The organism is Candidatus Methylobacter oryzae (assembly GCF_003994235.2).
GTDB lineage: Bacteria > Pseudomonadota > Gammaproteobacteria > Methylococcales > Methylomonadaceae > Methylobacter_A > Methylobacter_A oryzae.
Window position 1 is genome coordinate 32,638 of sequence record NZ_RYFG02000014.1, and the last position, 12,854, is coordinate 45,491.

A 12,854-nucleotide genomic window follows, 5' to 3' on the forward strand; every position below is an offset into this window, starting at 1 on the left:
AAGCGATTAAAAAAAAGTTAACTCGTCAGAGTTGTCGGCCCTATCATTGGGCAATGAGCTGACCGATTTGTAGTTTTCTTCTATATGCTCTACAGCTTTATCGACCTCAAGCATATTGCTGTCACGGTTATTGCCTTGCTGTTGTATTTTTTCTATGGTTTTTTGCAAATTCAGCAAGTTGTTTTCGACCTGAGTCAATATCTGGCTAACACGGTCCTGAAACTGTAAGGCCACCAACACATTATTGATCTCATTACAAATTTGCTCGGCGTTGTTTCTAAGCGCTTCGACATCATTGTGATAATGGGTTAACGCCATGCTCAAAAGGGACAACGTTTCGTTGATATTGGCTTCAGCCAGGGACAATGCTGCATCATCAACGGCATTCTGTTCTATCTGATGAATTTGCTTGAGCGAATCCAGGACCGGTTGCAGCAAATTACGACTGGTATTGATGACCGTATCCAAATGGTAAGTTTGCTGACCGGTCAATGCATTATCGGTACTATTGACGATCTGCCGGAGTTCATCGACCATTCCGGAAAAACGACTTGATAGCGAGGTAATTTCCTGCTCGGTATGCTCCCGAGAAGCCATTACGTGCTGGGAAAGTATGGGACTTATGGTTAGCAGCAAGCGCTCCAACTCGGCAGTATACGTGTAAACTTCAGCTATTTTGCTGCTTTCGTCTTGAGCCCAGCGGGACTCGATATTCGCCAACTCATCCACATGACGACGCCATAAAAACAAACCGCTTCCGATACCGCAAAACGCCAGAATCAAGCTAAGTAACACATTATGTAAAACAAAACCATTTTGCCAAATAACGATCACTCCACTCAAAATTACCGGCATTGCAGGGAGTGAACTGTACAAAAGCTTACTATCACGGCTATTTTGGAATTGTGGCATTCAAATCCCCGTTGTCCTTGTAAAGCTCATAGTCTAGTATGTATTTATACTTAGTGTCATCCTAAATTTCATTACAAAGTAAGGAGTTTATTATCAGTCTTGAACCTATCAGCGCCGAAGAATTTGCCCATTTCAGGCGCCTCATTTACGATCATGCAGGCATAGCACTTGCACCGGAAAAAAAAATCATGGTGGCCAGCCGGCTAGCCAAACGCTTACTACATTACGGCTTGCAAACTTATAGTCAGTATTATCAATTACTAAATTCCGGACAACATTCCCAGGAGTTTCAAATAATGGTTAATATTTTGACCACCAATGAAACTTATTTTTTTCGCGAACCCAAGCATTTTAGTTTTCTTCAAGAGCAAATTATCAAACCTTGGCGGGGCGATAACTTCCGTCTGTGGAGCGCAGCCAGCTCTACCGGCGAAGAAAGTTATTCGCTCGGCATGGTTCTGGCCGAAGGATTAGGCATGAGAAAGTGGGAGATTTTCGGTTCCGATGTTAATACCGACGTACTGGAAACTGCACGAAGAGGCGTGTATTTGATGGACAGGCTGGATAATATGGACGCCCATTATCTGGATAAATATTGCCTGAAAGGCGTACGCTCTCAGGAAGGCTATTTTCGTGTCGATGAAAAAATCAGGAGTCACGTCAGTTTCGGGCAGATCAACCTTAAAAATTCGCTACCGAAAAACCTCGGACAATTCGACGTCATTTTTTTGCGCAACGTATTAATCTACTTTGACACAGAAACTAAACAGGATATAGTCCGGCGCGTTATTTCGGTATTAAAGCCGGGCGGCTATTTTTTTATCAGCCATTCCGAAACCCTGCATAGTATTAAGACCGAATTGTCCATGATCACTCCCTCTATTTATCGAAAACCATGCAAGTAGGTACTTACAAAGGATTGCCCCGGATCATCATTGATCCGGGCGAAAGTTACGTCACTAAAAAAAATGAAATTATTTCGACCTTATTGGGATCATGCGTAGCCGCGTGTTTGTACGATCCGGTTAACCGCGTTATCGGCATGAACCACTTTTTACTGGCCCAGCAACATTCGGCCCATACTGCCGCCTTATTAGGTACGGCCCATAAAGCAACGTTATTAGGCACAGAAAGCGGGCGTTACGGTATTCATGCGATGGAATTACTGATTAACCAGATGCTGAAACAAGGCGCGCAACGCATCCATTTAAAAGCCAAAGCCTTTGGCGGCGGCGATGTGCTAAAACTGGGCAATGAATTGCGCGGCGGAAAATCGATTGGTGCGATCAATTGCGAATTTATAAAAACTTTTTTACGAACCGAAAAAATCCCATTGGTAGCTTCCGCTTTAGGCGGCGATATAGGCCGCAATATTTTTTTCCTAACGAGCGATTTTTCCGTCTACGTCAAAAGTATTGAACGCGATGAAGAACTAACTATTCTTCATCAGGAACGGCGCTTCCTGAAAAAGAACACCGGCATTACCCTTCCACAGCCCTTGGATCAGGCTGATTTCTGGTAGACGAACATTTGGATAACAATGATTAAAGTATTAATAGTTGATGACTCTGCCGTAGTAAGACAGGTATTAAGCGGTTTATTGAACAGCGTGCCGGGCATAGAAGTAATCGGCGCAGCGCCCGATCCTATTTTCGCGATGAAGAAAATGGAAACCGAATGGCCAGACGTGATCGTGCTGGATATTGAAATGCCGCGCATGGACGGAGTGACTTTCCTAAAAAAACTGATGAGTGAACGCCCAACTCCGGTCGTTATTTGTTCGACCTTGACCGAAAAAGGGGCGGAAATCACTATGCAGGCGATGAGTGCCGGCGCGGTCGATATTATCACCAAGCCGAAAATAAACTTACGTAACTTCCTGCAAGAATCCAGGTCCCTGATTACCGACGTAATCAAAGCCGCCGCCGGTTCACGCCCCCGTACAATCAAATCGAATACGGCTACACCCGGCACGGCTGCAAACACTAACAGCCTGTTCGGCGCCAGTGCGTCTAGGCCGATGTTACAGACGACCGACCGGGTTATCGTCATCGGCACGTCAACAGGAGGCACACAGGCTTTGGAATACTTGTTCACCCAGTTGCCGCGTACAGCACCGCCGATTGTAGTCGTTCAACACATGCCGGAACATTTCACGGCAGCTTTTGCAAAGCGGTTGGACGGCATCTGCCAAGTCACGGTAAAAGAAGCCGCACAAAATGACCGCGTTCTACCCGGCGTCGTTTTAATCGCTCCCGGCGGCAAACACATGTTATTGCACCGTAGCGGAGCGCAATATCAAGTTGATGTTAAAGACGGCCCCCTGGTCAGCAGGCATCGCCCGTCAGTCGACGTATTGTTCCGTTCCAGCGCACAGTCCGCAGGAGCCAACGCAATAGGCATCATCCTGACCGGCATGGGCGATGACGGTGCCCACGGCATGAAAGAAATGCACGATGCCGGCGCTTTGACCATAGCACAGGATGAAACCAGCTGCATAGTCTATGGAATGCCTAAAGAAGCTGTTAAGCTAGGCGCCGTCGATGGCATACTACCTTTGTCAGCCATACCTCAGCTGATTATGCAGGCACCTACCCGAGCGCTGTTTAAAAATAATAAAGCTGAGTTGAGCAGCTTGCCTGCTCAAACGAAACTTATGCCCTCTGGGTATAAAAATTAATTATGCAGGTTCAAAATGGCACAAGCACTGAACGACGTACATTATGATACTGCCGCACATTTGGCGCGGCTTGAGCTGACCTTGATCATCTGCGAAGACATAAAGCTCATTATTGAAATTCCTTTCAAAACTAATTTAATCGCCGTTAATGCCATGCTGATTACCCGGCGCGCAGGTATTAAATCCCGTGGCTTCGGCATCATCGCCCGCGAGCTACGCCTGCTAAGCGCTAAACTGCGCGAATTAATGAGCGAAGTATCCAAGACAATCAGCATGATGATTTATGACGTGACTATTTTGTGCAAGTCTCAGCGTATGATCGGTTATTTGCAGCGAGCTTCGATCGGCGATCAACACGGGTTAATTAATTCAGCCATCTTGCGTAAACAAGCCGATATGAATAAGCTCAACCAAGGCATCGAACAGGGCCTATCTTCACTGTTATTGACGCTGGAAAGTGCTTACGAATATTGCAGAGCCAGCGAAGCACTCAGCCGCAATGCCAAAATCGAAGCCGCCTACGGGCAGGAATTGAGCGGTGAACTAAAACTGGTCGCCGAACGCATCGAAACCACGATGAATGAAATCACCTCTTCCCTGCAAACACTTATCCATAATATCCGCGCATCAACATGAAAAAAATCGAATATATTTACAGTAAAGGCGAACACCGTTGGGCAGCCGTCACCCATGATCCGGAAAGACCCAATTACCTGATCGACACTAATGAATACCTGATCATTAACCGTAATGAAGCACTGTTAACCGACCCGGGCGGCATTGAAATTTTCCCGAGCGTATTTTCCGCGATCAGTACCGAATTCGACCCGAAAAAAATCCGCGCTTTATTTGCCTCGCACCAAGATCCCGACATCATCTCCTCATTGTCGCTCTGGCTGGACATCAGTCCTGGAATCAAATGCTACATTTCATGGCTTTGGGAGACATTCGTTCCCCATTTCGGCGGTAACAATACGACCTTTCTCTCTATCCCCGACGAAGGCATGCCGATACAGCTGGGCGATTTGACATTGCAAGCGGTGCCGGCCCACTACATGCATTCCTCCGGGAATTTCAACTTATACGACCCTCAAGCCAAAATACTGTTTTCCGGCGACGTAGGCGCAGCCCTGTTACCGCACGGGCAAGAATATTTATTCGTTGAGGATTTCGACAAACACGTACGTTTTATGGAAGGCTTCCATCGCCGCTGGTTTGGCGCCAATGACGCCAAACTGGATTGGTGCGAACGTGTCAGCAAAATGAATATCGACATGCTTTGCCCCCAGCACGGCGCGATCTTCCAAGGCCCCGATGTGGCTCGTTTTATCAATTGGCTTGCAGACCTGAAAGTCGGCTTGCAAGCCAAAAAATAACGTTAGCGATCAGATGCGGCCTTACGCCGCATCATACTCGTCATCGACCTGGTCATGCTTCAGATGATGTTTCTCATCAACGGCCTTAATGGCCAAATTACAAAAGAATCCAACCAGCAATAGTCCGGCCATAATCTGCATGGTCATATTATAAGCATCGGCTTTCGGCACGCCCTGCGCAATCTGGCTTTCCCTCAGATAATTGACCAACACCGGTCCAGCAACGCCGGCCGTGGACCAAGCGGTCAACAACCGGCCATGAATCGCGCCAACGTATTTCGTGCCGAAAATATCGGCCAGATAAGCAGGAATAGTTGAAAAACCGCCGCCGTACATGCTCATAATCACCGCATAGCAGCCCATGAACAGCAGCACGTTATTCATTTTGCCGGTATACGGCACCAGCGAATACAGCACACAGCCCAGCATGAAAAAAGTGAAATAGGTGTTTTTCCTGCCCAGGTAATCGGACATCGTCGACCAGAAAAAGCGCCCGCCCATATTGAAAAAACTGAGCATGCCGACAAACGCCGCCGCTTTTTCGGGCGTGATCTGATCCTTGAACATTTCCTGGCTCATCGCCGACGCCTGCCCCAACACACCGATTCCGGCAGTCACGTTCAGGCACAGCACCAACCACAACAAATAAAACTGCGGCGTTTTAAGCACTTGCTCGACATGCACGTGATTGTCGGTGATCAACTTGTTTTTACGTACTTCCGGCTGGAAATTGGCCGGCAGCCAGCCCTCTTCCGGCAAACGGATGCTGAACGCGCCGATCATCATGAAAACCAGGTAAATACAGCCCATCGTCATAAAAGTCTCGGCAACTCCAACCGAGGTAGGCGAAGAAAAATGCTTCATCAAAAATACGCTTAGCGGCGCGCCGATCATCGCGCCGCCGCCGAAACCCATGATTGCCAAACCGGTCGCCATGCCGCGCCGGTCCGGAAACCATTTGATCAACGTCGAAACCGGCGACACGTAGCCCAAGCCCAAACCGATACCGCCCAACACGCCGTAGCCCAAATACAGCAGCCAGATTTGATGCAACTCCACGCCGGCTGCTGCGATAAAAAAACCGCCGCTAAAGCACAGCGCCGAACAAAACATCGTCACTCGCGGCCCGACTTTTTCCAGCCATTTACCGGCAAACGCGGCCGACAATCCTAAAAACACGATAGCCAGGCTGAATATCCAGCCCAGAGTCGTCAACTTCCAATCTTCCGGCAACGATTGCGTCACGCCCAACACCTTGGTCAACGGCAGGTTGAAAACACTGAATGCGTAAACCTGGCCGATACACAAATGCACCGCCAGCGCCGCCGGAGCGACCAGCCAGCGGTTAAAACCGGGTTTTGCGATAATTCTGTCTTTTGCAAGAAAAGATGAAGCTAACCATGACATAAAGTTTATTCCTGTTGTTATTAAGGTTTTATTCCATCCGGATATTATCGCCGAACAAGCACTATAAATCGAACCCGACGCCCCCCCTGGTTTATCTAACTGGACAAAATGCAGATATTCTTCAAAAAGCGATGCAACTGTTATCCATAAATGGAGCCCATCAAGAAGAACAGCTATACACAAACAGGACAAAGCTCCAACATATAAGATTTAGTTTCGTTATCTAACAACAATCGCTACAATCGCTACCAAGAAACGGCGCAACTTGGATTGCCGGCGCAAGGCAACTCAACCCGCTTATTAGTGTGGATATTTCTTGGAGAAAACACCTTAATCGAAATATATAGAGCATTGTCAAGCAATGACGGGGCTTATCAACCCAAAACGATGACTTTTACTGTCAACGAAACTGAACTTAATTTCAATGATCGGCGATTACAGATAAGGCGTTTAAGATGGATGGTCATCATTACTGCATAGCAACAGACTATGAACCAATACCGAGTTTTTGGTACGCGCATGCGATGGAACAGCTGGTTGAAGTTGTGCAACAGCTTTCCCTGGCTCGCGATTTGGCCACAGTGATGGACATTGTCCGCCATGCCGCGCGCAAGCTGACCGGAGCCGACGGCGCGACTTTCGTATTGCGCGACAATGACAAATGCTTCTATGCCGAAGAAGACGCTATCAGCCCGCTCTGGAAAGGCCAGCGCTTCCCGATGAGTTCGTGCATCAGCGGCTGGGCCATGATTAACCGGCAGCCGGCGGTGATTGAAGACATCTACGCCGACTCGCGCATTCCGACCGACGCTTACCGCCCAACCTTTGTTCGCAGCTTGGTCATGGTGCCGATCCGCACTTGCGATCCGGTCGGCGCAATCGGCAATTACTGGGCGACAAAATCCCTTCCCTCTCCAGAGCAGGTCAAAGTGCTGCAAGCGTTGGCCGACGTAACTGCCGTCACGATGGAAAACGTAAGAATGTACGAGGAGCTGGAGCAACGCGTGCAACAACGCACCTGGGAGCTGCAATCCATACTCGACAACATTCAAGTCGGCGTCATATTTGCCGTCGGCAATCAGATCGTCCGCGCCAACCCCAAATCCGCGGAAATTTTCGATTACTCATCTCCGGACGCCATGCTGAACATAGCTCTGCCGGACCTTTTGCGTGCGAAAGACACTAACTTATCGCTGATCGACATTGCCCGGTCGAAGCTTATCGAAGGAAAAGTATTCAATATCGAAACACGTATTTGTTCACAGAACAAAATAGCATTTTGGGGCCACCTGATCGCCAAATCGCTTGATGCAACAGCCGACCCCGGCAGTGAAATCTGGGTGATCGAAGACATTAGCGAAGCGAAAGCAAAAGAAAAAACACTGAATGAACTAAAAATCGCGGCGGAAAATGCCAATCAAGCCAAAGACTCTTTTCTTGCGACTATGAGCCATGAAATCCGCACCCCGCTGACCGGCATTTTGGGCATGATGGAATTGCTATCCTTGAGCCAGCTCGACAGCACGCAACGCATGACGCTGGACAGGGCCTGGGGTTCGAGCAGGAGCCTGCTGCGCATAGTCAACGACATTCTCGATTGGTCAAAGATTGAGGAAGGCAAACTCGAACTTGCGCAACAACCCACCTCGATTCCCCAACTGCTGCAAGACGTGGTGAATACCTATTCGCGCGTAGCCAGCGCCAAGAACCTGATGCTGTCGCAACGCACCGATAACCGCATGAGCCCCGCGCATATCGTCGACCCGTTGCGTCTGTCGCAAGTGCTGAACAACTTTGTCAGCAATGCGATCAAGTTCACTCAGCAAGGCAAAATCGCGTTGTATGCCGAGCTTATCGAACATCACGACGGCGCCGAACGGATACGCTTTTCCGTTAAAGACACCGGCATCGGCATTGCTAAGAACGTCCAGGAACATTTATTCGAGCGTTATCGCCAAGAAAGCGCCGATACCGCCCGCATGTACGGCGGTACGGGCTTAGGTTTGGCGATTTGCCGGCGTTTGGCCGAATTAATGGACGGGCAAATTACCTTGGCCAGCGAACCGGGCCTGGGGACGACTTTCAGCATCGAGCTGACGCTCCCTATCTCCAACGCGACCGGCATCGTTCTGGAAAGCCTGCATCTGGAAGTCGAGCAACGGGCAGTAACGCCATTGTTCAAAAACGATGCCGAAGCCCCCAAGATATTGGCTGTCGATGACCATCCGATCAATCGCGATCTGCTGGCAAGCCAGCTCAAATTACTAGGGCTACGGGCTGAGACGGCAGTCAACGGAGAAATGGGCTTATCGATGTGGCGAAAGGGACCGTTTGCGCTAGTCATTACCGATTGCCATATGCCCGAAATGGACGGTTATACACTGGCTCGAACGATCCGTCAGATTGAAGCGGAAGAAATGCGCCCCCGAACAACGGTCATTGCCTGGACGGCTAATGCACTTGCCGAAGAAACCGAGCGCTGCCATGCGGCCGGCATGGACGAGTTATTGGTCAAGCCGGCCAATCTAAGCCAATTGAAACAAGTTTTGGCTAAATGCCTGGCTGTCGCCGATACCGGCACTGTTCCCTCCTCGTCTTTAAAACCCGATACCGATCATGATCCAAACATTGCACCGATCGACTATAGCGTGCTGAATCAGATTGTGCCTAACAGCGGGGCGCAAATTCAAATCTTGCTCGATTTCCAAACGCATATTCGCTCGGATTACGCGGCATTGCTGCAATACCTGCAACAAAGCGATTTTAGCAACGCCGGAAGCACGGCCCATCGGATGAAAGGCTCCTGCCGCATGGTTGGCGCGGAATCGTTGGCGCAAGCTTGCGCCGCAATCGAACACGCCACCTGCAACATGAATTTAACGGGCGTTTGGGCGGCAAAAACTGTCTTGGACGAAGCGATCAGGCAGTTCGAAAAATATCTTGTTGAAATTGTATAGCGTAAGGGAAAATCTCTATGAAAATAAACGAGCTCAATATTCTTGTTGTCGAGGATGATAGCTTTCAGCGCCAGGTTCTGGGCACCATGTTGCGTTCGCTCGGCGTGGAAAACATCACCGAAGCCAATAACGGCAAACAGGCTTTGGATATTATCCGGGCCCCCAACACCTCTCCGATTAACGTCGCGCTGTGCGATTTGAACATGCCGGAAATGGACGGCATGGAATTCCTGCGCCATCTAGGTGAAGAACAACATAGCATCGCCATCATTATTAGCAGCTCACTGGATAGCAAGCTGCTTACCTCGGTAGCCAAAATGGTCAAAATGTACGGCATAAGACTGCTGGGCACGATTGAAAAACCTATCACCTTGGCGAATGTTAAAGAGTTATTAACCGAATATAACTGCTTGCCGGATAAGCAATATCAATCTAAAGACAACTACAGCTTTTCGCTGGACGAAGTCTTGCAAGGGATTCGCGCCAAACAGTTTCAACCGTTCTTTCAACCTAAAGTCGATCTGCAAACCGGAAGATTAGTCGGCGCCGAAGCGTTAGCCCGCTGGCTGCATCCCGAATACGGCGTTATCGGCCCTTCCGCCTTTATTCCACTGCTTGAGCAACACGGCAATATCGACGAATTGACTTTCCTGATACTGCAAGAATCGGCGGCTGCGTGCCGCCGTTTTCTCGATCGAGGACACGCTCTTACCCTATCGATCAATCTGTCGGTGACTTCGTTGAGCGACGCGATGCTGGCCGACAAAATCATTCAGTTGGTCAACAACGCCGGAGTCGAGCCGCAATACATCGTTTTGGAAATCACCGAGTCGGCGGCGATGACCCACGAGGCGCATGCGTTGGAAAACCTCGCTCGCTTGTGCATGAACGGCTTCGCGCTGTCGATCGACGATTACGGAACCGGTTATTCCAGCATGCAGCAGCTTACCCGCATAGCTTTTAGCGAATTGAAGATCGACCAATCGTTCGTGAAAGATTTTACCGGCAACGAAGCCTTGAGCATTGTCGTCGAATCCAGCATCGACATGGCGCATAAGCTACAGATCAAAAGCGTTGCCGAAGGAGTGGAGACGCAGCAGGATTGGGACAAACTGAAGAATATGAAATGCGATATTGCGCAGGGTTATTTTATCGCCAAGCCCATGGATGCAGAGGCATTCCGCGATTTTATCGATACCTACGAATCCAAGGCCGACAACGTCCCGCAGCCTTCCATACAGGAGTATAACAACATCAATATTCTGATTGTCGAGGACGACAGCTTTTCCCGTAAGTTGATTATCCGTGTACTCCGCGACCTAGGATTCACCCGGATCACCGATACCGAAAGCGCCGAATCCGCGCTGAAATTATTCGAGCACAATAGTTTCGATTTAATTCTTACCGATGTCGATATTCCCGGATTAAACGGCTTGACATTTATCCAACTGATCCGTACCGGTAAAACATTCGCCAAGAAAGAAACCAGAATCGTCGTATTAACGTCGTTTTCCAATACCGAAATCGTGGGCTCGGCGCTGGCGTTGGATATTAACGGCTTTATGCTTAAGCCCGTCGTGCCGTCGCTGTTAAACGAAAAGATCGGCAAAGCGATGTCCGAGTGTCTAAACCTGCGTCCGCCGTTGGCGTATGAGTTTGTTAAAACCGAATTGAAGGATATTGCACAGCAGCAAAACCAGTCAGCCAATAGCCGCTCAGGGGCATCCATAGTCCTGGATAAACCGAAGAGCGAGTACCGTAACCCAAAAATAAATCCGAGACGCGTTTCACTGCAACGGCTACGTCCGGGAATGATTTTAAAAGACAGCATTTATCTGGAAAACGGGACGTTGATTTTACAGACAGGCGCAAAACTGACCGAAACATCGATTAACCGCTTGCACGATATTAAAGCGTTGTTGAAGGAAACTCATTTTAGTGTGCAGGCAATAGGGGGTAGTAAATAGAGTCCCTTTGAGCGCCATATTAGGTAAGCAGCCTGTCATATTCGGCATGAGTACCAATCCAAACCCAAAGAAAACCACTTTCAATGGGTGCTGCAAGTGCTCGGTAATGTGAACCGACACGAACAGACCAGACCTTGCCGACTTTCTTGAATTGTAAAGATGGATGGGAAGGATCTGCTTTGAGCAGTTTGAAGTTTTTGTCTGCAAGCCCGCGAATTTCCAACGGAAGTTTTTCGTAACATACCCGGAAGCTGGAAGCCGTTTTGTGTTTCAAAGGTCTCTTGTTTTTCCGGCTTGATGCTCAGCTAACGCAGGATTAATAAGAAAATCCAGCTTTCCGGCATTTGAATCGGCTTCAATTTGCTTATCCCACCGAGATTGGTCGAATTCAATAAACCAATCACGAAGCTTGGAAAATGAAGCGTTATCTAATTCCGCGATTTGCTCTTCTATTGTTTCTACACTTGTCATAAGGCGTACTCACAAAAATTAACTATGCTGAAATTATAACTCTCATATTGGTTATTGATGATTTTTTCATAGGTATAGCAATCTTGGATTACGTGAGTCTAACGCATAGCACTGGTGGAATGCAGGGTTAGCTTTCACTTTGAAAACCATATGTCTAGAAATCTCTTTTCGCTACCTTTGAACCACAGGTAGGCGGCGGACCAAATGGAGCCACAGAGCACCGACAAAAAGACGAATAGAACCCACGCACCCGCAGGCTTTTCGGTTTTTGCGTCGTTGAATATCTTTACAAGCTCATGAAATGGTTCCGTGAGCCCCGCAGCAAGAAAGAACATGATGCCAGCCGAAAACGCCAGCATTCCAAAGTACGCGACGAGCCACCACGAAGATTTTGGCTTTCCGACGGCAATGGGTGCGTCTACTGTCTCCCTAAATTCGCAATAGGGGATTCTGCGCGGTTCACTCCCCCGGAAAAACCAAGGGTGCACCTCTCGTTTGGCCCGCTCCCAATCGTGCTTAAGCAACAACGCCATCCGGTCGGTGAATTCTTTGACTTGACCGTCTAGGTCAGTAGCACCGGGGAATTTCTTGGCGACTTCGACGAGGGCTTTGTCTTCAGCATCAAACGGGTTTACGTTCAGTGCCAACTGAGCACATTGTCTTTCCATTTCTTTGGCATTTCCATCGCGCGCGGCCTTGATGAGGGCGTCGGCGAGTGCGCGCATTGCACTACGCCATTTGGCGCGCTCCTGCGTAACATTCTCCACATGTATCTTTTGTTCGCTACTGCGAAGCAAAATGAGAGCAGCAACCAAGCCAGCCAAAACAGTTGATAACAAAACGGTAGATAAGTCCAAGGTGGGGGACTCCTGTGAAAGTTAATGTTTGAGTTCAGCGGCGGCCCGTCAGGGCCGTCCTCCGCTGGAGCGAATTGTGTACGCCCAGCATGGGCGTGAACTTATGGGGTGAAAGTCCCCTGTCGGAGAACCGACGTTGATTAACATTTAACATATGTTGACGATTATAACGACTAGCCGACGGCAAGGGCAATACTGCGAAGTGTTGTCCGGAGGAAGCCCGAGTG

Annotated in this window: 12 protein-coding genes; 7 read left to right on the forward strand and 5 right to left on the reverse strand. The window is 48.9% G+C overall.

Annotation, left to right across the window (positions count from 1 at the left end; all coding sequences use genetic code 11):
- Positions 1 to 6: 6 nt before the first annotated feature.
- Positions 7 to 855, reverse strand: coding sequence for a hypothetical protein (locus tag EKO24_RS03035; RefSeq protein WP_127030529.1), 849 nt, complete (start codon positions 853 to 855; stop codon positions 7 to 9).
- Positions 856 to 1,019: 164 nt separating this feature from the next.
- Here EKO24_RS03035 and EKO24_RS03040 point away from each other — a divergent pair, with 164 nt between their 5' ends.
- The 5 genes from EKO24_RS03040 to EKO24_RS03060 are packed head-to-tail and all read left to right on the forward strand — an operon-like array spanning position 1,020 to position 4,968.
- Entirely contained in the window at positions 1,020 to 1,817 is a 798-nt protein-coding gene (locus EKO24_RS03040; RefSeq protein WP_277752486.1) for a CheR family methyltransferase, read from the forward strand.
- A complete protein-coding gene (locus EKO24_RS03045) occupies positions 1,808 to 2,434 on the forward strand; it encodes a chemotaxis protein CheD (protein ID WP_127030531.1) in 627 nt (208 codons plus the stop codon). Before EKO24_RS03040 ends, EKO24_RS03045 begins: the two co-directional genes overlap by 10 nt.
- Before the next feature lie 18 nt (positions 2,435 to 2,452).
- A complete protein-coding gene (locus EKO24_RS03050; protein ID WP_127030532.1) occupies positions 2,453 to 3,592 on the forward strand; it encodes a protein-glutamate methylesterase/protein-glutamine glutaminase in 1,140 nt (379 codons plus the stop codon).
- Between the two features lie 15 nt (positions 3,593 to 3,607).
- Positions 3,608 to 4,228 (forward strand): methyl-accepting chemotaxis protein, encoded by a 621-nt coding sequence (locus EKO24_RS03055; RefSeq protein ID WP_127030533.1) that lies wholly within the window; start codon positions 3,608 to 3,610, stop codon positions 4,226 to 4,228.
- Positions 4,225 to 4,968: an oxygen-binding di-iron domain-containing protein gene (locus EKO24_RS03060; protein ID WP_127030534.1), complete on the forward strand. Its 744-nt coding sequence runs from the start codon at positions 4,225 to 4,227 to the stop codon at positions 4,966 to 4,968. The genes EKO24_RS03055 and EKO24_RS03060 overlap by 4 nt, the downstream gene beginning before the upstream one ends.
- A gap of 21 nt (positions 4,969 to 4,989) precedes the next feature.
- Here EKO24_RS03060 and EKO24_RS03065 read toward each other — a convergent pair whose 3' ends face one another.
- Positions 4,990 to 6,375 (reverse strand): L-lactate MFS transporter, encoded by a 1,386-nt coding sequence (locus tag EKO24_RS03065; RefSeq protein WP_127030535.1) that lies wholly within the window; start codon positions 6,373 to 6,375, stop codon positions 4,990 to 4,992.
- A 455-nt stretch (positions 6,376 to 6,830) separates the two neighbouring features.
- Between EKO24_RS03065 and EKO24_RS03070 the strand changes: the two genes are divergently transcribed.
- Both EKO24_RS03070 and EKO24_RS22515 read left to right on the forward strand, forming a co-directional pair.
- Entirely contained in the window at positions 6,831 to 9,332 is a 2,502-nt protein-coding gene (locus EKO24_RS03070; RefSeq protein WP_127030536.1) for a GAF domain-containing hybrid sensor histidine kinase/response regulator, read from the forward strand.
- Between the two features lie 17 nt (positions 9,333 to 9,349).
- Positions 9,350 to 11,299, forward strand: coding sequence for an EAL domain-containing protein (locus EKO24_RS22515; RefSeq protein WP_161990560.1), 1,950 nt, complete (start codon positions 9,350 to 9,352; stop codon positions 11,297 to 11,299).
- Positions 11,300 to 11,318: 19 nt separating this feature from the next.
- Here the strand turns inward: EKO24_RS22515 and EKO24_RS03080 are convergent, their stop codons facing one another.
- From EKO24_RS03080 to EKO24_RS03090, 3 genes are all read right to left on the reverse strand, one after another.
- Entirely contained in the window at positions 11,319 to 11,573 is a 255-nt protein-coding gene (locus EKO24_RS03080; RefSeq protein ID WP_127030537.1) for a type II toxin-antitoxin system HigB family toxin, read from the reverse strand.
- Positions 11,570 to 11,770: a hypothetical protein gene (locus EKO24_RS03085; protein ID WP_143733156.1), complete on the reverse strand. Its 201-nt coding sequence runs from the start codon at positions 11,768 to 11,770 to the stop codon at positions 11,570 to 11,572. Before EKO24_RS03085 ends, EKO24_RS03080 begins: the two co-directional genes overlap by 4 nt.
- A gap of 134 nt (positions 11,771 to 11,904) precedes the next feature.
- Complete coding sequence (locus tag EKO24_RS03090; RefSeq protein WP_127030539.1) at positions 11,905 to 12,627, reverse strand: hypothetical protein; 723 nt, start codon at positions 12,625 to 12,627, stop codon at positions 11,905 to 11,907.
- Between the last annotated feature and the right edge of the window lie 227 nt (positions 12,628 to 12,854).

Bases quoted from the DNA above. Each gene is read 5' to 3' on its own strand.
- EKO24_RS03055 (WP_127030533.1), top strand. From the start codon at position 3,608: ATGGCACAAGCACTGAACGACGTACATTATGATACTGCCGCACATTTG.
- EKO24_RS03085 (WP_143733156.1), bottom strand. From the start codon at position 11,770: ATGACAAGTGTAGAAACAATAGAAGAGCAAATCGCGGAATTAGATAAC.
- EKO24_RS03065 (WP_127030535.1), bottom strand. From the start codon at position 6,375: ATGTCATGGTTAGCTTCATCTTTTCTTGCAAAAGACAGAATTATCGCA.
- EKO24_RS03060 (WP_127030534.1), top strand. From the start codon at position 4,225: ATGAAAAAAATCGAATATATTTACAGTAAAGGCGAACACCGTTGGGCA.
- EKO24_RS03045 (WP_127030531.1), top strand. From the start codon at position 1,808: ATGCAAGTAGGTACTTACAAAGGATTGCCCCGGATCATCATTGATCCG.
- EKO24_RS22515 (WP_161990560.1), top strand. From the start codon at position 9,350: ATGAAAATAAACGAGCTCAATATTCTTGTTGTCGAGGATGATAGCTTT.
- EKO24_RS03050 (WP_127030532.1), top strand. From the start codon at position 2,453: ATGATTAAAGTATTAATAGTTGATGACTCTGCCGTAGTAAGACAGGTA.
- EKO24_RS03070 (WP_127030536.1), top strand. From the start codon at position 6,831: ATGGATGGTCATCATTACTGCATAGCAACAGACTATGAACCAATACCG.
- EKO24_RS03035 (WP_127030529.1), bottom strand. From the start codon at position 855: ATGCCGGTAATTTTGAGTGGAGTGATCGTTATTTGGCAAAATGGTTTT.